Source organism: Micromonospora sp. NPDC049836 (assembly GCF_044465125.1).
Taxonomy (GTDB): domain Bacteria; phylum Actinomycetota; class Actinomycetes; order Mycobacteriales; family Micromonosporaceae; genus Micromonospora.
This window is the reverse complement of sequence record NZ_JBITLH010000002.1, coordinates 532,616-555,925: the sequence shown is the minus strand read 5'-3', so window position 1 is coordinate 555,925 and position 23,310 is coordinate 532,616. Positions and strand designations below refer to the sequence as shown.

The window sequence follows — 23,310 nt, the reverse complement described above, 5'->3', positions numbered from 1 at the left end:
CGGCTCACCGGGCCAGGGTCCGGTCGGCGAGCGCCTGCACCCGGTCCAGGTCGTCGTCGATCTCGGCGGGCGGGGGCGCGTCCGGCAGCAGGTCCTCGATGTGCCGCAGCGGCCGGTACCGCAGGCCGACCGCCCCCCAGACCACCAGCACGACGCCGGAGACCACCATCAGCGCGGCGACTCCGGCGTGCGCGTCGTTGACGGTGACCGGGTCGAGCGCGCCGATCCCGCGGGCGGCCGGGCCGAGGAGCTGATCGGCGAGCGGGCCCGCGGTCAGGAAGCCGAGCGGCTGCATGGCCGTGGCCAGCATGACGTTGATGGCCAGCACCCGGCCCTGCAACTGCTGGCCGACCTTGGTCTGGATGATGGACAGCCAGTGGGCGTTGCCGATGCTCATGCTGGCCAGCCGGAGGAACAGGCCGGCGGCGATCACCGCCACCGAGGGCCACACCCCCATCAGGAGCACCCCGACCCCGGAGCCGATCACGAAGGCGACCATGCCGGTGGCCCGGCGCGCGGTACCGCCCCACCAGGCCACCACGAGGGCGCCGATCGCGGCGCCGATCCCGCCGGTGGCGCTGACCAGCCCCAGGTGGGCCGGCGAGCCGATCGACAGCACCAGCGGGGTGAGCGCCACCCACATCAGCGCGGTGAAGTAGTTGACCACCGCGAAGTAGCCGATCATCACGAGCAGCGGACGGCGGCGCAGGACGAAGAGCAGGCCGCCGGCGAGCGCCTTGCCGAACGGCTCCGGCCGGGTGAAGAACAGCCGGTTCGGGAACCGGACCGCCATCAGCGTGCCGACCCCGATGGCGAAGGTGGCCACGTCGACCACGACCACCGAGGTCAGCCCGGACAGCCCCATCAGCACGCCGCCGAGGATCGGCCCCAGCACGGTGCCGAGGCCGCCGCCGATGGTGGCCAGCCCGTTGGCCTGCGGCAGGTAGGGCTTGGGCACCAGTTGGGCGATCGCGGCCAGGTAGGCCGGCTGGTGGAAGGCGGTCGCCAGCGAGGTGACCCCGACGATCGCGCAGACCGCCGGCAGATCCAGCCGCTGCACCGCGACCAGCACGGCCAGCAGGGCCATCGCCGCGCCGCTGGCCAGCTCGCAGCAGAGCATGATCCGCCGGCGGTCCACCCGGTCGGCGAGCGCACCGCCCACCGGGGTCAGCAGCATGGCCGGTACCCGGGCGAGCAGCACGACCAGCGCCAGGTCGATGACCCGCCCGCTGCGCTGATAGGCCCAGACGCCGAGGGCGAACGCGCTCAGCTCGTTGCCGATCATGGAGACGGCCTGGCCGCCGGCGACCGTGTAGAAGGCGCGCAGGCCGCGCCGGGCCGACTCACCGGCGACCGGCACGTCCTCGACCGGCGCCGGCAGGTCACCGGCCGCCCAGCGGGCCAGCCGGTCGGTCAGCAGGTCGGCCACCTCGGCCGCCTGGTGACGCAGGAAGTAGTGCCCGGCCTTCGGCAGCACCGCCAGCTCGACGCGGTCGGCGAACGCGCCCCACTCCCGGTACCGCTCCTGGTACAGCTCGGTGGCCGGGTCGCTGGAGCCGACCAGGCACAGCACCGGCGCCGACGGCCGCGGCGACTGCCCGGCCTCGGCCTGCAACCGGCGGCCGAACCACGCCTGCGCCTGCGCGGCGTCGTGCCGCAGGGCCCGCAGCGTGGTGGCGCTCGCCTGCTCGTCCATGTCGTCGAGCAGGCCGCCGCTGGCCCGCAGCGTGTCCCGGTACAACCGGTCGGCCACCCAACGCTCCCGGGGGAAGCGGCGCTGCAGCCAGGCCGACAGCCGGCCGGGCAACCGGGCGGCCGGGAAGCTGCCGGCCACCACCACGCCGACCACCGTCCGGCCGTCGGCGGTCAACCGCTCGGCGAGGGCGGTGGCCACCGCCGAGCCCACGCAGTGCCCGTACACGGCGACCGGTCCGCGTACCGTCCGGGCGATCTCGTTGGCGAGCCGGGCCACGATGTCGTCGACCGTGCGGAACGGCTCGTCCGGTCGCGCCACGTCGTGGCCGGGCAGCTCGACGGCGCGTACCTCGATCGCCAGGCCCGGCCGCGTGGCCAGCTCGCTGGCCAGCGGCTGGAAGACCGCGGCCGAGCCGCCGCCGTACGGCACGCAGATCAGCGTCACGTCCGGCGGGCCGTCGGCGCGCGCGGGGGAGAGCCGGTGCAGCAGCCCGTCGCCGCTGTCCTGTCCTGCTCCGCCGTCGAGGTACCCGGCCAGCTCCCGTACCGTCGGATGCAGGAAGAGGTCGATGACCCGCAGCCGTTCGTCGATCATCCGGACCGCGCGGACCGCGCTGAACGAGTGGCCGCCGAGGGCGAAGAAGTCGTCGTCCACGCCGAAGCCGGCCACGTCGAGCACCTCGGCCCAGACCGCCGCGACCCGCAGCTCGGTCGGGGTGGCCGGCGCCCGCGTTCCGGCCGCCCGGGCGGCCCCCGGCGACCGCGGCGCGGGAGCGGTCCCCGGCGGCTGCGGGGTCGGCGCGGTGGCCGGGCGGACGGCCCGCCGGTCCGGCCCGGCGGGGATCGCGTGGACCGGCGCGTCCACACCGGCCAGCATCCCGGCCAGCAGCCGCTGGAAGTCGGCGACGATCCGTTCGGCCGTGCCCGTATCGAACAGGTCGGTGCGGTAGGCGAGGCCACCCAGGTAGGTGTCGGCCTCGTTGACCAGCACCAGGCTGAGGTCGAACTTCACCCGGTCCGCCGGCGCGCGGGCGACCGTCACCTCGAGGCCCGGGATCCGCGGCGGCGCGGCCGGCTGGTCGAGCACGTTCAGCAGCACCTGGAACAGCGGCGTGGCGGCGGTCGACCGGTCCGGCTGGAGCCGCTCGATGATCCGCTCGAGCGGCGTCTCGGCGTGGGCGAACGCGCCCAGCACGGTCTCCCGGGCCCGGCCGAGCAGTTCCCGCACCGTCGGCTCGCCACCGAGGTCGGTCCGCAGGACCAGGGTGTTCACGAAGCAGCCGACGGTCGCTTCCACGTCCGGGTGGTGGCGGCCGGCCTCCGGCACGCCGACCGCGACGTCGTCGGTGCCGGCGAGCCGGCCGAGCAGCTCCTGCCAGCAGGCCAGGACCACGGTGAACGGCGTGACGCCCACCTCGGCCGCCACCCGGCGCAGCCGCGCGGTGAGCTCGCCGGGCAGGGCGAACGGCAGGTGCCCGCCGGACCAGTCGGCCACCGCGGGGCGCGGCCGGTCGGTCGGCAGGGCCAGCAGCGGGGGCAGCCCGGAGAGCCGCTCGCACCACCAGTCGAGGTCCTCGGCGCGGTGCCGGGCGGCCTGCCAGGCGGCGTGGTCCGCGTACTGCACGGGCACCGGCGCGGCGGGCGCCCGGCCGGCCACCCGGTCGGCGTAGGCGGCGGCGAGGTCGGTGCCGATGATGCCCCGGGACCAGTTGTCGGTCGCCACGTGGTGCACGGTGAGCGCGAGCACGTGGTGGTCGGCGGCGATCCGGAACAGGGCGGCCCGCAGCGGGGGCTCCCGGTCCAGCGCGAACGGCCGGCGCAGCTCGGCCGCGCAGGCCGCCGCCACCCGGTCGGCCGGCAGGTCCGCGACCGCGACGGGTACCCGCTGCACCGGCACCGGCACCGCCATCGGCGTGCCGTCCACCTCCTGGATCAGGCTGCGCAGCACGACGTGGCGGGCCGCGACGTCGCGTACCGCCAGCGTCAGCGCGGTCGCGTCCACCGGGCCGCGCAGGTGCAGCACGAGATCGGTGTGGTACGCCGGCCCGGGTTCGAGCAGGTCGAGGAACCAGAGCCGGGCCTGGGCGGAGGAGAGCGGCGCGGGTGCCTCCGGGTCGGGGCGCACCGGGACGGCGCCGCCGCCGGCCCGGTCGGCCGGGCCCGGCCGCAGCTCGCGGGCGAGGTCCGCCAGCACGGGGTGCTCGAACACGGTCCGCACCGGTACGTCGCGGTGCAGCGCCTCGGCCAGCCGCCCGGCCACCCGTACCGCGGCGAACGAGTGCCCGCCGACGGCGAAGAAGTCGTCGTCGGCGGCCACCTCGGCGAGGTCGAGCACGTCGCGCCAGATCCGGGCCACCAGTTGCTCGGCCGGCGTGGCCACCGGCCGGCGTACCGGGGGCGCCGGGGCGGCCGCGGCGGGCAGCGCGGCCCGGTCGATCTTGCCGTTGGCGTTGAGCGGCAGCCGGTCCAGCACCGCCAGCGAGGTGGGCACCATGTAGTCGGGCAGCCGGTCGCGCAGGGCCCGGCGGACGGCGGCGACGTCCAGCGCGGTGCCCGGCTCGCCGACCAGCCACGCGGCGAGCCGGCGGTCCAGACCGGCGCCGACCGGCAGGACCACCGCCTCGGCCACCCCGGCCAGGTCGCGCAGCGCCGCGGTGACCTCGCCCAGCTCGACCCGGTGGCCGCGGACCTTCACCTGGTCGTCGGCGCGGCCCCGGAACTCCACCGACCCGTCGGCGCGGATCCGCAGCAGGTCGCCGCTGCGGAAACAGCGGACGCCGGTGCCGAGCGGGTCGGGTCGGAAGCGGCTCGCGGTCAGCTCGTCGTCGCCGAGGTAACCGCGGGCGATCTGCGGCCCGCCGATGATCAGCTCGCCGGGCACGCCGGGCGGTACCACGGCGCCCGCGCGGTCGACGAGGTAGCCGACGACGCCGGGCAGCGGCGTGCCCAGCGGGACGTGACCGACCCGGTCCGCCGCCGGGATCGCGGCCACGTCGCAGGTCATCGAGATCATCGTGCTCTCGGTGTGCCCGTAGTGGCTCTGCACCCGCAGCCCGGGGCGGGCGCGTTCGACCCGCTCGACGAGCGACCACGGGCACGCCTCGCCGGCCAGCACGAGCAGCCGCCGGGGCAGCACCGCGGCGAGGTCACCGTGCCGGGCCAGCAGCTCCAGGTGGCTGGGTACGCACTTGAGCACGTCGACCGGATGCTCCGCCAGGTACCCGGCGAACGCCTCCGGGTACATCGCGGTGTCCCGGTCCACCAGGTGCACCGTGCCGCCGGTGGTCAGCGCGCCGTACACGCAGGTCAGTCCGAAGTCGGCGGCCGGGGTGGAGACCACCGCGAACGAGCCGCCGGCCACGTCCCCCAGCCGCGGCAGCATGCCGGCCAGGTAGTGGGCCACGTTGCGGTGCTCGACCGCCACGCCCTTCGGGGCGCCCGTCGAGCCGGACGTGAAGATCACGTGGATCAGGTGCCGCCCGTCGACCGCCACGTCCGGTCGGGTGGCCGGCTGGCCGGCCACCGCCTCGTCGACGGTCAGCACCGTGACGCCGGGCAGGTCGAGGTCGAGGCCGGGCTGGGCGAGCAGGACCCGCACCCCCGCGGCCCGCAGGATGGCCGCCGTGCGGGCCGGCGGATACGTGGTGTCCATCGGCAGGTACGCCCCGCCGGCCTTCATGATGCCCAGCACCGCGCAGGCCACGTCGGTGCCCTGTTCGAGCAGCATCCCGACCGGCTCGTCGGCGCCGACACCGAGCGACCGCAGCCGGTGCGCGAGCCGGTTGGCCCGCTCGTCGAGCTGCCGGTAGGTCAGCGCGCCGGTCGACCCGACCACGGCGACCGCGTCCGGGCACCGGTCGACGCTCTCCTCGATCTGCCGGTGCACCGGCCGGACGGCGGGTCGCGGCACCGCCGGGCCGGCCAGCACCGGGCCGGTCACCGCCGCCAGCGGCACCGCCGACAGCGGCCGGTCGAGGTCGGCCGTGATCCCGTCCAGCAGCGTCACGAACCAGCGCGCCAGCCGCTCGGCGGTGCCGTGGTCGAACAGGTCGGTACGGAAGGCCAACCCGCCCCGGTAGCCGTCCCCGGACCGGGACAGCGCGAGATTCAGGTCCACCTTGACGCTGCGCACCGGCGGCGCGGTGACCCGTACGGTCAGGCCGGCCAGGTCCGGCGCCGGCTGCGGCTCGTCCAGCACGTTCAGCATCACCTGGAACACCGGCGAGGCGTCCAGGCTGCGCTGCGGGGCGACCCGCTCCACGATCCGCTCGAACGCCACATCCGGGTGGGCGAACGCCGCCAGCGCCGTGTCCCGGACCGTGGCGAGCAGTTCGCGCCCGGTGGTCACGCCGGACAGGTCGGTGCGCGCCACCAGGGTGTTGACGAAGCAGCCGACCACCCGGTCGACCCCGGGCTGGCGCCGCCCGGACTCGGGCACCCCCACCGCCACGTCGGCGGTGCCGGCCAGCCGGGCCAGCAGCGCCTGCCAGCAGGCCAGGAAGACCATGAACGGGGTGCACCCGGTGCTCCGGGCGACCGCCCGCAGCCGCGCGGTCAGCTCGGCCGACACCTCGACCGGCACCTCGGCGCCCTGCTCGGAGGCGGTCACCGGGCGGGGCCGGTCGGTCGGCAGCTCCAGCAGCGGCGCCAGCCCGGCCAGCCGCCGGCACCACCAGTCGAGGTCACCGGCGGAGGGGTCCGGCCGGCCCCGGGACCAGGCCACCACGTCGGCGTACTGCAACGCCGGCGGCGGCGGGGCCGGCCGGGCGCCGAGCCGCGCCGCGTAGCACGCCGCCAGGTCGTCGAGCACCACGGCGGTGGACGGCGCGTCCATGGCGACGTGGTGGAACGTCAGGGCCAGCACGTGGCGGTCGCCGGCCAGCCGGAACAGCGCGGCCCGCATCGGCGGCTCGGTGGCGAGGTCGAACGGGCGGGCGGCCTCGGCGGCGACCGCCGCGTCGACCTGCCCGGCGTCGACGGTCACCTCGACCACCGGCACCTCGGCCACCGGCAGCGGCCAGGCCCGGGGCTCCCCGTCGACCTCCCGGTAGACACTGCGCAGGACCTCGTGCCGGCCGGCGACGTCACGGACGGCGTCCCGCAGCGCCGCCGCGTGCACCGCCCCGGTCAACTCCAGCACCAGCGGCAGGTTGTACGCGTGACCGGCCGGCTCGAACCGGGACAGGAACCACAGCCGGGCCTGCGCGGAGGAGAGCGGCGCCGGGCCGGCGTCGGCGGGGCGGCGCGGGATCGTCTCGTCCGGGCGGGGTGCGCCGTCGCGCAGCGCCGCCGCGGCCCGGCGTTCCAGCAGCTCCCGTACCCGCCGCTGGGCGGGGGTGAGGACGGAGTCGGTCACGGCGTGCTCCCGTCCGGGGTGAGGTCGTCGTCGGCGAGAGCCGCCAGCGCGATGCGTTCCAGCTCCGCCGCGAACTCGCGCAGCACCGGCCGGTCGAACAGGCAGCGCACCGGGATCGGGAACCCGAGGGCGTCGCGGAGGCGGCCCACCACCTTCGTGGCGGCCAGCGAGTGCCCGCCGAGGCCGAAGAAGTCGTCCAGCGCGCCGACCGGTCCGCAGCCGAGCACCTCCGCCCAGGTCACCGCGACGAGTTCCGCGACGGCGGACTCGGGCGCGACCGCCGGCCGGGCGGCGACCGCCGGCGCGGGCAGCGCGGCCCGGTCGACCTTGCCGGTCGCGGTGGTCGGGAACGCGTCCAGCACCACCCAGCGGTGCGGCACCGCGTAGTCCGGCAACCGGCCGCGCAGCCGCTCGGCGACCCGCTCGACGGCCACCCCGGCGGGGGTGAGATAGCCGACCAGGTGCGGTTCGCCGGCTCCGGCGCCGACCGTCACGACGGCGTCCGCCACGCCCGGGGCGTCCCGCAGCACGCTCTCCACCTCGCCGAGTTCCACCCGGTTGCCGCGGATCTTCACCTGGTGGTCGGCGCGGCCGTGGAACTCCAGCACGCCGTCGTCGCGCCAGCGGACCAGGTCCCCGCTGCGGTAGCAGCGCACCCCGCGCAGCGGGTCGGTCCCGAACGCCGCGACGGTCAACTCGTCGCGGTCGCGGTAGCCCCGGGCGACCCCGGCCCCACCGATGTGCAGCTCGCCGACCGCGCCGGGCAACGCCGGCTGGCCGAACGGGTCGACCACGGTGAGCAGCGCGCCGGGGATGGGCCGGCCGATCGGCACCGCCGTGACGCCGGCCAGGTCGGCGGCGGTGACCGGGTGGGTCGTCGCGGTGACGGTGGTCTCCGTCGGGCCGTAGCAGTTGCGCAGGCTGCCCACCAGCGGGGCCACCTGCCGGGCCAGGGCGGGGTCGAGCGCCTCCCCACCGGCGAGCACGTGCAGCGCCGGCAGCACGGGCAGGCCGGCGGCGAGCACCATCCGCAACGTCGTCGGCGTCGGGTTGAACCGGGTGGCCCCGGTGGCCACCAGCCGCTTGACCAGGGCGTGACCGTCCACCGCGCAGTCCCGGTCGGCGATCGCGCACTGCGCCCCCGCGGCCAGGGTGGTCCAGATCTCGCCGGTGGCCACGTCGAACACCAGCGGCGCGACGGCGAGCCAGGTGTCGTCCGGGCGGACGTCCACGACCTGCCGGGACGCGGCGACCAGCGCGGCGAGGTTGGCGTGGCTGACCTCGACGCCCTTCGGCCGTCCGGTCGAGCCGGAGGTGTGCAGGACGTAGGCCAGGTCGCCGCCGTCCGGCGCGGGCGGCAGCACCGGCGGGGCCGGGTGGGGCGCGTCGAGGTCGACGACGGTCAGCTGCGGCGCCGCGGCCCGCGCGCGTTCGACGGCGGCGCCGCGCGCCGCGATCACGCGTACCCCGGCGTCCGCGGCGAGCCACCCGATCCGCTCGGCGGGGTGGTCCGGGTCCAGCGGCAGGTACGCGGCGCCGGCCCGCCACACCCCGAGCAGCGCGGCCGGCAGGTGCTCGTCGCGGGGCAGGCACACGCCGACCACGTCGCCCCGGGCAACCGTCGCGGCCAGCAGCGCCCCCGCGACGCGGGCCGACCGGTCGACCAGGTCGCGGTAGGTCAGCCGGCCACCGGGCGCGGTGACCGCGACCGCATCGGGACGCTCGGCGGCCCGGGCGAGCACCTCGGCGACGACCGTCCCGGTGCGCGGCGGCGGATCGCCGGTCCCCCAGGCGAGCAGCGCGGCCCGTTCCGGGTCGGAGAGCACGTCGTGCGCCGCGGGCGCGGCGTCCGGGTCGGCGGTGAGCCGGTCCAGCAGGGTCACGTACCAGCGCGCCCAGCGGGTGATCGTCCGCCGGTCGAACAGGTCGCGGCGGAAGATCAGCCGGCCCTGGTACGCCGTCCCGGCGTCGACCAGGTCGAGGTTGAGGTCGAACAGCGCGGTGCCGACCGGCTGGGGCAGCGGCTCGACGGAGAGGTCACCGAGCGCGACCGGCGCCGGCTGCTCCAGCAGGTTCATCATGACCTGGCAGACCGGGGTGCGGGTCGGGTCCCGGTCCGGGGCGAGCCGCCGCACGACCTCGTCGAACGGCGCGTCGGCGTGGGCGAACGCGTCGAGCACCGCGCGCCGGGTCCGGGCCAGCAGGTCGTGTCCGGAGCGGACGTCGTCGCGCAGGTCGGCCCGGACCGCCACGGTGTTGATGAAGAAGCCGACCATCCGGGCCAGCTCCGCGCCCTGGCGACCGCTGTACGGCACCGCGACCGCGAGGTCCCGCACGCCGGCCAGCCGCGCCAGCAGCACCTGCCAGCCGGCGAGCAGCACGGTGAACGGCGTGCTGCCGCTCGCCGCGGCGAGCGCTCTCACCCGGGCGGCCAGCTCCGCCGGCAGCCGTACCGGGACCTCGTCGGCGGGCCAGTCGGTGCCGGCGGGCCGGGGCCGGTCCACCGGCAGCCCGAGGGCGGCCGGCAGGTCGGCGAGCTGCCGCTGCCACCAGTCCAGCTGCCCGGCCCGGCCGGCCGGATCGAGCCCGCGCTCCCGGTCGGCGTGGTCGGCGTACTGCAGCACGGGCGGCGGCGGCCAGTCCTCCGGCCGGCTGCGGTAGAGCAGGTCCAGCTCGCCGAGGAGGACCTGCTGGGAGACGGCGTCGGTGACGATGTGGTGGCAGGTGAGCACCAGCACGTGCTCGGCCGGCGCGACCCGGAACAGCACCGCCCGCACGGGTGGCCCGGCGGCCAGGTCGAAGGGGCGGCGCACCTCGGCGGCGACGGCGGCGTCCAGCGCCGGCCGGTCGACGTCCACCATGGCCAGCGGCACCTGTTCGGCCGGAACGGCGACAGCCACCGGCTCGCCGTCGACCTCGGTGATCCGGCTGCGCAGCACCGCGTGGCGCTGGGCGAGCCCGCGTACGGCGCGGCGCAGGCGTGCGGTGTCCAGGTCGCCGCGCAGCCGCAGCACGGTCGGGGCGTGGTAGGCGGCGCTGTCCGGATCGAGCCGGGCGGCGAACCAGAGCCGGCGCTGCGCCGACGACAGCGGGGCCGGCGCCGACGGGTCGGCGCGCGGCAGCAGCGGCGGCTCGTCCGACCCGGCCGACCCGGCCAGCTCGGCGGTGAAGTCGGCGAGCACCGGATGGTCGAACAGGGTGCGGACGGTGACCCGGTGGCCGAGCCGGGCGTGCAGCAGCCCGACCACCCGGGTGGCCGCCAGCGACCGCCCGCCGAGGGCGAAGAAGTCGCTGTCCGGGCCGATGTCGTCGACCTCCAGGCAGGCGCGCCACACCTCGGCGACGGCCGCCTGGGCCGCCGACAGCGGTGCGGCCGGTGCGGTCGCGGCCGTGGCCACCGGGGCGAGCGCGCGCCGGTCGAGCTTGCCGTTCGGCAGCGCCGGCAGCGCGTCCAGGGTGCGCCACCGGCTGGGCACCATGTAGCCGGGCAGCAGCCGGCGGGCCTGGCGCTGCACCTCGGCCGGGTCCACGGTGGCGGGGGTGAGATAGCCGACCACCTGCGCGTCCGCCCCGTCGGCGTGGACCGTCACGGCGGCGTCGGTCACCCCGGGCAGGCCGCGCAGCACGGCCTCGACCTCGCCGAGCTCGAACCGGTTGCCGCGCACCTTCACCTGGTCGTCGGTGCGGCCGAGGAACTCCAGCGTCCCGTCCGGCCGCCACCGGACCAGGTCCCCGGTGCGGTAGCAGCGCTCCTGCGGGTGTACCGGGTCGGCGACGAACGCGGCGGCGGTCAGCTCGGGCCGCCCGCGGTAGCCGCGGGCCACCCCGGCGCCACCGATCCACAGCTCACCGACGGCGCCGGCCGGGGCGAGCCGGCCGGCGGCGTCCATCACGTGCAGCCGCGCTCCCGGGGTGGGCCCGCCGATCGGCACGCGCGCCCCGGCCGTGTCGGGCCGGGTGATCCGGTGCGCGGTCGCCGCGACCGTGGTCTCCGTCGGTCCGTAGCCGTTCCACACCTCGCCGACCAGCGGCAGCACCCGGCGGGCGAGCGCCGGGTCGAGCACCTCGCCGCCGAGCAGCAGCCGCAGCCCGGGCGCGCCGGACCAGCCGGCCGCGAGCAGCAGCCGCAGGCTCGTCGGGGTCAGGTCGACCACGGTGACGCCGCTGTCGGCGATCTGCCGGGCGAGCCGGTACCCGTCGACCGCGCAGTCCCGGTCGGCGACCACGCAGCGGGCGCCGCTTGCCAACGGCCACCACAGTTCCTCCGCGGACACGTCGAACGCGAGCGGGGCGATCGCCAGCATCGCGTCCGCGCGGGTCAGGCCGGGCGTCCGCGCGCGCGACCGGACGAAGGCGGCCAGGTTCCCGTGGCTGATCTCCACGCCCTTCGGCCGCCCGGTCGAACCCGAGGTGTACAGCACGTAGGCGAGCCCGTCGCCGCCCGGCACCACCAGCTCCGCCGGCGGGCCGGCGCCGGCCGGGTCGTCGGCGTCCACCAGGACCGCCGCCGGCAGTCCGGCCGTGACGTCCTCGGCGACGCCCCGGGCGGCGCCCCGGGTGAGCACGGTCCGCACGCCCGCCTCGGCGCCGATCTGGACCAGCCGGCCCACCGGCTGGTCCGGGTCCAGCGGCAGGTACGCCGCGCCGGCCCGCCACACCCCGAGCAGCAACGCCGGCAGCCGCTCGTCGCGGGGCAGGCAGACGCCGACCGCGTCGCCCGGCCGCACGCCGGCCGCGAGCAGCGCGCCGCCCACCCGGTCGGCGTGGCCGACCAGTTCGGCGTACGTCAGCTGCCCGCCCGCCGCGCGCACGGCGACCGCGTCGGGGGTACGCCGGGCGTGCCCGAGCACCGCCTCGACCACGCCGGCCCACTCCACCGGGGGCAGGTCGGCGCCGGTGCCCCAGCCGAGCAGGTCCGCCCGCTGCGCGGCGGGAACCAGGTCGAGGGCGGACAGCGGTACGTCCGGCGTGGACACCACGGCGCGCAGCAGGTGCAGCAGCGATCCGGTGAAGCTTCGCGCCCGGTCGGCCGGCAGCCAGGACGGGTCGTGCTCGACGATCAGCTCGCCGCCGTCGACGTGCTCGTTGACGAAGACGGTCAGCGGGTTGTGGCTGCCGCCGGTGGGCAGCTCGCCGAGCAGGTCGAGGCGTACCCCCGGGCCGTGGACCGACACCGGCAGGTCGGCCGGTTGCACCGCGATCGACACCGGGGTCAGCGGCACGCCGGGCGGGCGCACCCCGGACCACAGCCCGGTCAGCTCGCCGACGGGCAGGCCCCGGTGGTCGATGGCCCGCGCCGCGCCGCGCATGGCCGCGCGCAGCAACTGCTGGAACGACTGGTCCGCCGACAGCCGCAGCCGGACCGGCAGCACGTCGACCAGGGGACCGACGCTCTGCTCGAGTTCGCTGCGGTCCCGCCGCGCGGCGGCCATCCCCACCAGCACGTCCGGCGCGTTCACCAGCTCGCCGACCAGGACGCCCAGCGCGGACAGGTACACCGCGAACGGGGTGACCCCGGCGGCCCCGGCCAGCGCGCGTACGGACGACCACAGCGGCCCGGGCAGCGGCACGGTGATCCGTTCGCCGCGGAACCGCTCGGCGCCGTGCGTGACGCGGTCGAACAGGGCGTCCGGCGGGGTGGCCCCGGCCAGCTCCGCGGTCCAGTACCGGATCCACCGGTCCCGCTCGCCGGGCGCCTCGGCCAGCGCGCGTTCGCCCAGCGCGACGTCACCGATCTGCGCCGCCGGGGCCGGTTCGGGGGCCGGCTCGCCGAGCTGGGCCGCGCCGATGCCGGCGGCGAGTTCCGTCATGATCACGCCGATGGACGCGCCGTCGGCGGCGACGTGGTCGGAGACCACCACCAGCTCGGCGACGTCGTCGCCGAGCCGGAGCACGGTGAGGCGCAGCAGCGGCGTGTCGACCCGCAGGTCGAAGGCGTGCCGGGCCGCCGCAGCGGCCAGCTCGGCGGCCCGCTCGCGGCGGGCCGTCGCCGCGAGCCCGCGCAGGTCGTGCACCTCGATCGGCACCGCCACCGCCGGGCCGACCCGCAGCACCGGCGTCCCGTCCTGCTCGCCGATCGTGCTGCGCAGGGCCTGGTGCCGGGCCACCAGCGCGTCCGCCGCCGCCCGCAGCGCGGGCGGGGAGACCCGGCCGTGGCACCGCAGCCGCCAGGCGACGGTCGTGGCGGTGCCGGTCGAGCCGAGCTGGGCGAGCGTCCACAGGTCCCGCTGGGTGCCGGTCAGCGGATAGCTGTCGCGTTCCGGCCGGTGCCGCGACGTCGCCACCGGCTGGGCCGCGGCGGCCCGGTCCAGCCGCCGCGCCACCGCCGCCACCGTGCCGTCGGTCAGGAAGTCCTCCAGCGTCACCGCCCGCCGCGCGACGTCCCGCAGACGGGCCACCGCCCGGGCGGCGGCGAGCGAGTGCCCGCCGGAGTCGAGGAAGCTGTCGTGCACGCCGATGCGCGGCAAGCCGAACGCCGCCGCGACCACGTCGGCCACCAGCCGCTCGGACGCGGTGGCCGGGGCGACGTACCCGACGGCTCCGTCCCGCTCGAACGTCCACGCCGACAGCGCCGCCCGGTCGGCCTTGCCGGTGCTGCCGAGCGGGATCGCGTCGAGCACCGCGATCCGGGACGGGACCAGGTGCCCGGGCAGCCGGGCCCGCAACCACTCGCGCAGCGCCGCCTCCGGCACCCGGTCGCCGGCCGGCTCGACGAAGCCGACCAGCCGGCGTTCGCCGGACTCGTCGGCGGGCGCGAGCACCACCGCGTTGCTGACCCCGGGGTGGGCCAGCAGCGCGGCCTGCACCTGCCCCGGCTCGACGCGGAACCCGCGCACCTTGACCTGGTCGTCGGCGCGGCCGACGAAGTGGTAGACGCCGTCGCCGCGCCGGACCACCAGGTCACCGGTGCGGTAGTGCCGCACGCCGTGCTCGTCGCGGACGTACCGGCGGGCGGTCAGCTCCGGCTGGCCGAGGTAGCCGCGGGTCACCAGCGGGCCGCTGACCCACAGCTCACCGGTCTCGCCGTCGGCCAGGGACCGGCCGTCCTCGTCGCGTACGGAGAAGGCGGCGCCGGGCAGCGGGGTGCCGATCGGCGGGTCGCCGCGCTCGTCGCGGCCGACCTCGTGGCACGAGCAGTTCACCGTGGCCTCGGTCGGCCCGTAGCAGTTGACCACCCGGCGCACGCCCTCGTTGCGGTAGAGGCGGTCGACCAGCGCGCGGGGCAGCGCCTCGCCGGCGATGGCGACGGTCCGCACCGAGCGTGGCAGCGGCGACCTGGCCAGCACCGCGAGCACCGAGGGGACGCCCTGCACGAACGTCACCTCGTCGCGGGCGCCGAGCGACGGCAGGGCGAGCAGGTTCTCGGCGAGGAGGAGGCTGCCGCCGGTCACCAGCGGTGGGAAGAGCTCCGCCACCGAGGCGTCGAAGCAGACCGAGGCGGCGCCGAGCACGCCGCGCAGCTCCTCGTCGGTGTAGGTCGCCGCGGCCCAGCGCAGCAGCGCCAGCACGTTGCCGTGTTCGACCTGGACCCCCTTGGGCCGGCCGGTGGAGCCCGACGTGTAGATCACGTAGGCCAGGTCCGTGCCGGTGCCCGGGACGCCGGCCGGCGCGCTCCGGGCCGGGTCGACGTCCGTGGTGAGCAGCAGCGGGACCGCGGTGTCGGCGAGCGCGGGCGGCCGCGGCTCGTCCGTCACCACCAGGGACAGCCGCGCGTCGGCGACGATCGACGCGATCGGCGCCGGGGGCGAGGCGGGATCGAGCGGCACGTACGCGCAGCCCGCCTTCAGCACGCCGAGCAGCGTCGGCACGAGCCACGGCCCCCGGCGCAGGCACACGCCGACCAGGTCGCCGGGGGCGGAGCCCCGGTCCAGGACGGCGTGTGCGACCGCGTTGGCCGCCGCGTCCAGCTCGGCGTAGCTCATTCGCCGGTCGCCGACCACCAGGGCGCAGCGCTGCGGCGTCCGGCCCGCCTGCTGCTCGAATGCCAGATGTACCCGGTCGACCGCGCTCAGATCTGCCCGCAATCCGCCGCCCCCCAGCCCGTTCTCGGATCGCCTGACGGCAGATTGAACTGGGCGGACCGGGCCCGGTCCATGAACAACGGACCGGAACTTTTCCCAGGGAAGTTCCGGTCAGTGATCGCCCGGGTGGGCCGACACCCCCATCGCCTGGTAGAGCGACCGCGCGTGCCGGCGGTACGGCGCGCCCTTGGCCCGGTCACCGGCGTCGTCGTGAATCGCGGCGATCCCGTCCAGCGCCCGGGCCTCCTCGTGCGGTTCCCGGGTACGCCGGGCCAGGTCGCAGGCGCGCAGGTAGTAGGCGAGCGCCGCGGGCCGGTCGCCGGTGGCCCGGGCGCTGTCACCGAGACCGTTGTTCGTCAGCGTCTCCAGGGGACGGATGCCGGTCTCGACGGCGATCGCCAGCGCGGCCTCCTGGTAGCGGCGGCCGGTCTCCGGGTCACCGAGGTGCAGGTGCACGAGCCCGAGGTAGGCCAGCGCGTACCCCTCGGCCTCCCGGTGCCCCACCGCCCGGCTGACCCGCAGCGACCGGTGCAGGTGCTCGCGGGCGCCGCGGTGGTCGCCGAGGGCGCGGTGCACGTCGCCGAGGTTGTGCAGGGCGATCGCCTCGCTGGGCCGGTCGCCGTGCGTCCGGGCGATGGTCAGGCACTGCTCGTAGCAGCGCAGCGCGGCGTCCAGCTCGCCCTGGCGTTCGTGCAGGAAGCCCAGGTTGCTCAGCGACCGCCCCTCGTTCAGGCCGTCGCCCGTCTTTCGGGCCAGGGCGACGGCCCGCCGCAGGTGCCGCGCCGCCGGCTCGTACCGGCCCAGCTGCGCCTGCACCACGCCGAGGGTGTTGTACGCGCGACCGGTGACCGCCGGGTTCCCGGCCACGGTGAGGCATTCGGTGAGCTGTTCCACCGCCTCGTCGTAGTGGCCGAGCCGGGCGCAGACCGTGGCGAGGTCGACCAGGGCCTGCTGCCGCCCGACCGCGTCCCCGGCGGTCCGCGCCTCGGCCAGCGCCAGGCCGTGCAGGGTGCGCAGCGCGCTGTAGTGGCCGTGCACCCGTAACGCCTGCCACAGCACGGTGGACAGGTCCCGCGCGTAGCTGCCCCCGGCGGCGCTCGCGGCGGCGGACTGTTCGGCGACCGCGAGCAGCGTGGGCAGCTCGGTGGCCAGCCAGGTGGCGGCGTCCTCGGGACCGGTGTCCGCGCCGCCGTCGGCGGCGACCGGGGTGAGCAGCGGGCGCCGGTTGGGGTCGGGCGGCGCGATCAGCTCCGCCGCGGCGACCGCCCGGGCCAGGCAGTGCTCGGCCAGCCGGCGGACCGGCTCGCACCAGCGCCCCGGGGGTCCGGCGCCGGCCAGGCCGCGGGCGTAGTCGCGGACCAGGTCGTGGAATTCGTACCGGCCGTCCGCCCGCCGTTCGAGCAGGTGGTGGTCGACCAGCGCGTGCAGCAGGCGGCGGGCCTCGGGTACGCCGGTGCCCAGCAGCGCGGCCGCCGCCGCCGGCTCCCAGTGCGGGCCGGGATGGAGCCCGAGCAGCCGGAAGGCCCCGGCCACGTCCGGGGGAAGGGTGCGGTAGGACCAGGAGAGCACGGCGGGCAGCGAGGTGCTCTCCTCCTCGGTGGTCAACGCGTCGAGGCGGTCGCCCGTGGAGCGCATCGCCGCGGCCAGCGCGGACAGCTCCCGTTCCTGGCCCAGCCGCTCGGCCACGATGCGCAGCGCCAGCGGCAGCCCGCCGCACGCCGACACGACGTCGGCGACATCGGCCCCGTCGGTGCCGAGCCGGTCGGCGCCCGCCAGCCGGCCGAACAACGACCGCGACTCGACGTCGGTGAGCAGCGGCACCGTCACCCGGTGCGCGTCGTTGCTGATGGTCAGGCCGTGCAGCATGCTGCGGCTGGTCACCACCACCAGGCAGCCCGGGTGCCCGGGCAGCAGCGGGCGCACCTGCTCCGCGGAGCGGGCGTTGTCCAGCAGCAGGAGCACCGAGCGGGTGGCCAGCACGCTGCGCAGCAGGGCGGAGCGCTCGTCCAGCTCGGCCGGCACGTCGGCCGCCGGCACGCCGAGCGCCCGCAGGAAGGAGTGCAGCACCTCGCTCGGCTCGGCCGGCGCGCCGGGACCGTAGCCGCGCAGGCTGGCGAAGAGCTGACCGTCCGGGAAGTCCGCCCGGTGCAGCTGCGCCCAGTGCAGCGCCAGCGAGGTCTTGCCCACCCCGGCCATGCCCTCCAGGACGGCGACCACGACCCCATGGCCGCGTTGCGCGGCCAGCGCGTCGAGCCGGCCGAGTTCCCGCCGCCGTCCGGTGAACGACGTGCTGGCGGCCGGCAACTGGGCCGGCACGGCGACCACCGCGCCGGCGGGGTACGCCGGCCGGGCCGCGTCGGGACAGTAGTGCCGGACGAACCGGTGGACCTGGTCGCCCCGGAGGCCGAGGCCGAGAGCGAGCGCCTCCACCGAACGCCGGCGCGGCCGGGGCACCCGGCCCCGCTCGATGTTGCTGATGCCCCGGACGGTCAGTCCGGTCCGTTCGGCCAGCTCCTCCTGGGTCAGCCCGGCGACTCGCCGCAACTCGCCCAGCAACGACTTGACTGGCTGACCGGTCACGTCGCCATGCTAGTCCGCGGCCGCTCCGGCGGGCTGCCGATGAGATCAACCGGCGGCGATGGGTGCCGGCCGGTACGCCCGTCAGGTGCCTGCCTCCAGCCGCCACGCCACCTCGCGGGCCAGGTCCGACAGCCGGGTCAGCAGCGCGCCGAGCGACTCGGGCCGGGCCTGCGCCGGGTCCGTCCGGCCGAGGCGCAGCTGCCCGGCGAGCGCCCGTACCGCCGGGTCCGGCTCGACCCGCAGCTCCTCGCGCAGGCAGCGGCGGTGCTCGTCGTAGACGCGGAGCGCCTCGGCGGACCGGTCCGCCGCGTGCAGCGCGCGCATCAGCTGCCAGGTGAGCCGCTCGCGCAGCGGGTGCCGGCGGGCCAGCGCCGCGATCTCGGCGATCAGCGCGGGATCCCCGGCGCCCAACCGCAGTTGGGCCTCGAACAGCTCCTCGTAGCCGGCCAGCCGCAGCTCGTTGAGCCGGGCCGCGTCGGCGGCGAGGGTGCCGTCGGCGATGCCCTCCAGCGCCTCCCCGGTCCACAGCGCCAGCGCCCCGCGCAGCCGCGCCACCAGCGCCGGCTCGTCGGCGCCGGCGTCGGCCCGGCCGACCGCCCGGCGGAACAGGTGCGCGTCGACGCGGTCGGCGGCCAGCCCCAGCTCGAACCCGCCGGAGGTGCGGCGCAGCAGGTCCTCGCCGAGCACGCCGGCCAGCCGCCGGCGCATCCCGCCCAGGCAGTTGTTCACCTGGTCCCGGCAGGTGGCCGGGGGCGATTCGGGCCAGGCCGCGTCGATCAGGGCCGGCACCGAGACCGGGTGGCCCGGCGCGAGCGCGAGCGTGGCCAGCAGTCGCTGGGCGCGCCGCCCGCCGACGGGCACCGGCCCGTCCGGGCCGTGCACGGTCACCGGTCCCAGCAGGCGTACGCGGATGGCGTGGTGCATGTCGTGTCCCCTCGTGAAGGCCGTGGCGACCGGTGCGGCGGCCGCCGGGCCTGATGCTGCCGGGCCGCGCTTGGCATCGGCTTGGCATCCCTCGCCCGGCCCCGCGATCCACCGTGGTCCGTCGGCGATGCCCGCGCGGTGTGCCGGGTCCGCAGGCTGGGGCCGCCCACATCGGCCGGTACACCAAGGGGGAGATCGACATGCTGGACCTGTCAACACGCCGCGAGACCTGGCCGTGAGCGCCGGACGCACCGGCGTGCGCGCCGGCCTGGTGGCGCTCGGCCTGGCCCTGCCCGGCCTGATCAGCGCCTCCGGCACCCCGGGCCGGGCGGCGCCGGGAACCGCGCCGGTGGCCGCGGTCGAGGCGGCGGCCGGGCCGGGCGGCACGGTCAACGGCATACCCGCCCAGGAGTTGGCCCGGATGCGCCGGGAGGCGCCGCTGGTCGAGGCCGCCCTGCGGATCCAGCGGGCGGCCGGCGACGGCACGGCCGCCGGTTTCGCCGGCGTCGCGCTGACCGGTGCCGGCGACGGGGTGGACGTCTTCTGGAAGGGCGCACCGCCCGGCGCGGTGCGGCGGGAGATCGCGGCGGTCCGGACCGGGCGGGTCACCGTCCGCGCCGCGCGGTACTCCCGCGCGGAGCTGGCGTCGGCGGCGGCCACCGTGGCGCGCGCCGACGGCACCGTGACGGTCAGCTACCCGGTCAGCGGCACGGCCCTGGTGGTGGCGAGCCCGGACCCGGCGGCGACCCGCGCCCGGCTGCCGCGGCTGCCGGTAGAGGTGACGCTGACCCGGGCCGCCGCCGCCCCGAAGCCGGCCGCCGCCAAGCCGGCCGGGTCGAAGGCAGCCGGGTCGAAGTCGGCCGGGTCGAAGTCGGCCCGGTCGAAGGCGGCCGGGACGGCGACGGCAGCGGCCACGATGGTCGCCGCCGCGGAGACGCTGCCCTCGCCGAGCCGGCAGGACGACGCCCGGCCGGCGTGGGGCGGCGCGCACCTCATCAACCGCAACGCGGCCGGCGGGAACTCCGGCTGGCAGACCCGGGACGCGACGGGCAAGGTGATCGACGCCGACACCGCGTACCACTGCACGTCGGGCTTTCCGGTGCGCAATCCGCTCACCGCCGTGGAGTACCTGCTGGTCCCGGCCTCCTGCGGCAAGCCCCGGGACCTGTTCGTGAAGCCGAACGGGGTGGCCGTCAACGACGTGCTGGCCGGCGACAACACCCTGGTGAGCGCCGTGCCGGGGGTCATGCTGACCCGGCCGGCCGGCGGCGCCGAGCCGTTCCTCTACACCGGTGGCTCGTGGAGCGACACCGGCTGGTCGATCGAGCGGGCCGCCCCGCTGGTCGCCGGCCAGCACGTCTGCGTCACGGGGGCACAGACCGGCCTGGCGTGCGGCGCGCAGGTGAGCGACACGCTGGGCAACCGCTCGGGCTGGACGCCGAACTCCACCGGCGGTTCGACCGTGCTGAGCGGCCTGACCCGGGTGCTGCTGGCCGAGCACTCCTGGTACACGCTGCGCGACGGGACCACCTGCACGATCAGCCCCGCCCCCGAGGACGTGGGCTGCCTGCCGTACCAGGGCCCGGGCGACGTGGGCGCGACGGTGTTCACCGTGGACGGCGGCACGACCACCGGCGTCACCATCCGCGGCCTCGTCATGCGGATGGAGTTCCCCCAGGACGACGGCCTGGAGAACGTCCAGTTCGTCGACGTCGGGGACGTCATGCCGATGCTGCGGGGTTTCGAGAACTCCTTCGGCACCTGGCTCGAACTCGTCACCAAGTTCAACGACACCCCGTGAAGGCGGTGAACAGCATGCTCAGCACGACCCTGCGGCGGACCCTCGCGCTCGCCGTCCTCGCCACCGCCCTCGTCGCACCGCAGCTGGCCCGGGCACAGGACCGGGCTCCGGCGACCGTCGGCGCCTCGATCGCGGCCGGCGACCGCGACGCCGTCCTCGGCCGGGGCTGGCGCGGCTCGACCGACCGCGCGTGGACCACCACGGGCGACGCCGCCGGTCTGCACATCCTGGTCGCGGACGCGCGCGACGGGTACGCCTGGCGCACCGCCGCCACCCTCGCCGAACCGGGCTTCGAGACCGACCGGTGGGTGGGCAACGCCTGCCTCACCGGGTCCGGCCGGCGCGTCGTGGCGGTCTACGCGCCCCGCACCTTCACCAACCACGAGCAACTCGGCGCCCGGGGTGGCTTCACCGCCGTGGTCGACCTCGACACCGGCGCGGTGCGACGGCTGGCGGTGACCAGCAGCCTGGCCTACTTCAACCCGGGTTGCGGGGCCGGCGAGACCGCCGCCCTCACCCAGGAGGGCGACGAGCAACTGTCCGGCACCCGCCTGGTCCGGGTGGACGCCGGCACCGGCCGGGCCGCCCCGCCGGTGCGCCTCGCCGGGCAGGTGACCTCGGCGGTGCCGACCGGGGACGGCTTCACGGCCGCCCGCGGCCGTGGCCTGATCCGGGTCTCCGCCACCGGGCGGGCCACCGCGCTGACCGGCGCGGCCGACGTGCCGTTCGGGTTGACCGTCGACGGCGACGGCGGGGTCAGCTACCTGGCCCGGACGGCGGGCGGGATGGCCGCGCGGCGGGTCGCCGGCGGCCGGGACACCCTGCTGGCGCAGGGCGGCTTCGGCGCGTTCGGCCTGGCCCGCGGCTCGGCGGGCCGGGTCTTCCTGACCGGCGCGCCGGCGAGCGTGGCGGCGCTGCCGGCCCGGCTGTCCCGGGTGGCCGCCGACCCGCGCGCGGACCTGTCCACCGGCGGGCAGCTCGCGGTCGAGCCGCAGCTGACCGCCGCCGAGGCACTGCCGTCCGGGACGGCCCGGGACGGGACCGCCGCGTTCCGGGTGCCCACCGCCCCGGCCGGGACCACGATGCCGGCGCCGACCGCCGCCGGGACCACGAACGCGGCGCCGACCGCTGTCGCGGCCGGGACCACGACGGCGGCGCTGGCCGCCGGGTCGTCGACCGATCCGTCCGATCCGGAGGGCTACTGCTCGATCCCGCGCAACCAGACCGGCACGATGGCCTACCAGCCCCGGCCGCGCCAGGTCGAGTGGGCCGTCGACTACGCCGTCTTCAAGGGGCTGACCCAGCTCCGGCCGGCCGGCTACCGCAAGTTCGGCCTGCCCGCGTACGCGCCGCAGGCCATGTTCCCGCCGCGGGACCTGGTCGGCGCCGTGCCGGGCCGGGACCACGTCGCAGCACAGATCATGCTCGGCATCCTGACCCAGGAGTCGAACCTGTGGCAGGCCTCCCAGGCCGACTCGGGGGAGTACGGCAACCCGCTGATCGGCAACTACTACGGCCGGCACTACTACGACGCCAACACCGCCGACGACTGGCGGATCAACTGGGCGGACGCCGACTGCGGGTACGGCATCGGGCAGGTCACCGACGGCATGCGCGCCGCCGCCCACCCGAAGCCGGGCGAGCACATCCGCCAGCCGACGGAGCAGCGCGCCATCGCGCTCGACTACGCGGCGAACATCGCCGCCGGACTGCAGATCCTGCAGGACAAGTGGAACGAGACGATGTCGGCCGGGCTGGTGGTGCACAACGGCGACCCGACCCGGATCGAGAACTGGTTCTTCGCGGTGTGGGCGTACAACTCGGGGTTCCACCCGGACCTGCACGACGGCTCGTCGTGGGGGGTGGGCTGGGGCAACAATCCCGCCAACCCCCGGTACGACCCCACCCGGCACCCGTTCCTGGACGTCAAGGATCCCCGCAAGACCGACGACAACGTGCCGGTGTTCAGCGACGCGGCGCACCCGCAGGACTGGCCGTACCAGGAGAAGGTGATCGGCTGGGCGGCGGCCTCCATCGACACCGGCGACGACGGGGCGGGCTACCGCATCGCGTACTGGAACGGCGACACGCTCACCTCGCGGCTCCGGCGCAGCGCGGCGTCCGGCTTCGCCGAGGTGCCCGGCGTCGGGTTCCGGCCGCGGCCGGAGCTGTTCTGCGACGCCACCAACTCCTGCTCGCCCGGCGCGCGGGTGCAGCCGGACGAGCCGGGCCTGGAGGGGGAGAAGCCCGGCCCCTGCCTGCACCGCAACATCTACGGACAGTACGACCTGAAGTGCTGGTACCACGCGCCGGTCCAGTGGAAGACCGACTGCCCGGACTCCTGCGGCTACGAGGGCATCCGGTACGACCTGAGCGTCGGCTACACCGAGCCGGCCGACGGCACGCACTGGCCGCCGCAGTGCACGACCACCTCGCTGCCGACCGGCGCGGTGATCGTGGACGACCTGCCGGCCGGCACGGTGACCCCCCGCTGCCCGAACGCCAGCAGCACCGGTGGCAGCTTCGGGCTGGAGTTCAGCGGCGTCGCCCCCGGCGAGTACACCTCCAAGATCGACTTCCATCAGCTCGACAGCGGCTATGGCGGCCACATGTGGTTCGCCCGGGCCCGCGGCGGCGACCAGTTCCGGGTCGTCGGCACCTGGCGCACCCCCGTCGAGTGGACCGGACAGCTCACCGTCTACGCCTACGTGCCGCCGCACGGCGCCAAGACCCGCAACGCCGTCTACCAGATCCGCTCGGTGGACAACCGGATCCGGCTGGTCACCGTCGACCAGAGCACCTTCGCCGGCAGGTGGGTGAACCTCGGCCGCTTCCAGACGGCCGCCGGCCTCACCGTACGCCTCGACAACACCCTCTCCGACTCCACCGAGGCCAGCGTCGGCTACGACGCCATGGCCTTCGTCCGCGGTTGA

Annotated in this window: 6 protein-coding genes; 2 read left to right on the top strand and 4 right to left on the bottom strand. The window is 76.7% G+C overall.

Translation table 11 applies throughout. The features are described from left to right. Positions 1-4 precede the first annotated feature (4 nt). The 4 genes from ACIBPB_RS06335 to ACIBPB_RS06320 form a co-directional block, all read right to left on the bottom strand. Positions 5-7,051, bottom strand: a complete 7,047-nt coding sequence (locus ACIBPB_RS06335; RefSeq protein WP_396838503.1) for an amino acid adenylation domain-containing protein — start codon at positions 7,049-7,051, stop codon at positions 5-7. Continuing rightward, positions 7,048-15,075: an amino acid adenylation domain-containing protein gene (locus tag ACIBPB_RS06330; protein WP_396838502.1), complete on the bottom strand. Its 8,028-nt coding sequence runs from the start codon at positions 15,073-15,075 to the stop codon at positions 7,048-7,050. Before ACIBPB_RS06330 ends, ACIBPB_RS06335 begins: the two co-directional genes overlap by 4 nt. Positions 15,076-15,183: 108 nt before the next feature. Then, complete coding sequence (locus ACIBPB_RS06325; protein ID WP_396838501.1) at positions 15,184-17,652, bottom strand: ATP-binding protein; 2,469 nt, start codon at positions 17,650-17,652, stop codon at positions 15,184-15,186. An 81-nt stretch (positions 17,653-17,733) separates the two neighbouring features. Continuing rightward, on the bottom strand, positions 17,734-18,576 hold the full coding sequence (locus ACIBPB_RS06320; protein WP_396838500.1) for a BTAD domain-containing putative transcriptional regulator: 843 nt from the start codon (positions 18,574-18,576) through the stop codon (positions 17,734-17,736). 235 nt (positions 18,577-18,811) lie between these two features. Between ACIBPB_RS06320 and ACIBPB_RS06315 the strand changes: the two genes are divergently transcribed. Next, positions 18,812-20,377, top strand: coding sequence for a hypothetical protein (locus ACIBPB_RS06315; RefSeq protein ID WP_396838499.1), 1,566 nt, complete (start codon positions 18,812-18,814; stop codon positions 20,375-20,377). A 14-nt stretch (positions 20,378-20,391) separates the two neighbouring features. Continuing rightward, complete coding sequence (locus tag ACIBPB_RS06310) at positions 20,392-23,310, top strand: hypothetical protein (protein ID WP_396838497.1); 2,919 nt, start codon at positions 20,392-20,394, stop codon at positions 23,308-23,310.

Excerpts from the sequence above, each read along its gene's own strand:
- ACIBPB_RS06310 (WP_396838497.1), top strand. The coding sequence starts at position 20,392 with ATGCTCAGCACGACCCTGCGGCGGACCCTCGCGCTCGCCGTCCTCGCC.
- ACIBPB_RS06320 (WP_396838500.1), bottom strand. The coding sequence starts at position 18,576 with ATGCACCACGCCATCCGCGTACGCCTGCTGGGACCGGTGACCGTGCAC.